Source organism: Brucella tritici (genome assembly GCF_902825325.1).
GTDB lineage: Bacteria > Pseudomonadota > Alphaproteobacteria > Rhizobiales > Rhizobiaceae > Brucella.
This window is the reverse complement of the sequence record NZ_CADEAR010000096.1, coordinates 1-280: the sequence shown is the minus strand read 5'-3', so window position 1 is coordinate 280 and position 280 is coordinate 1. Positions and strand designations below refer to the sequence as shown.

Sequence of the window (280 nt, the reverse complement as noted above, 5' to 3'; positions counted from 1 at the left end):
ATGCGATCCCGGATATCGTCAGGGATACGATTCCACACCCGCGAAGGTGCGGACGTCCGGTCTTCCAGCCCCTCGACACCGTAGGTCTGGAAGCGATCATACCATCGATAGAAGGTCGGCCTTGGAATGCCCAGCTTTTCCAGCGTCTGCCTGGCTGACAAATGCGACTGCTCGACAAGCCGGATGATCTCATGCTTTTCGGAGGCGGGATATCTCATTCGTCGTCGCCCCCATCCCCGATCATGCTTTTTTTGAGCAGGCGGTTTTCCAGGGTGACGTC

1 pseudogene is annotated in these 280 nt (G+C 57.1%); it reads right to left on the bottom strand.

The features are described 5' to 3' along the window. A pseudogene (locus HWX93_RS22825) lies at positions 1–280 on the bottom strand (helix-turn-helix domain-containing protein); the annotation flags it as partial.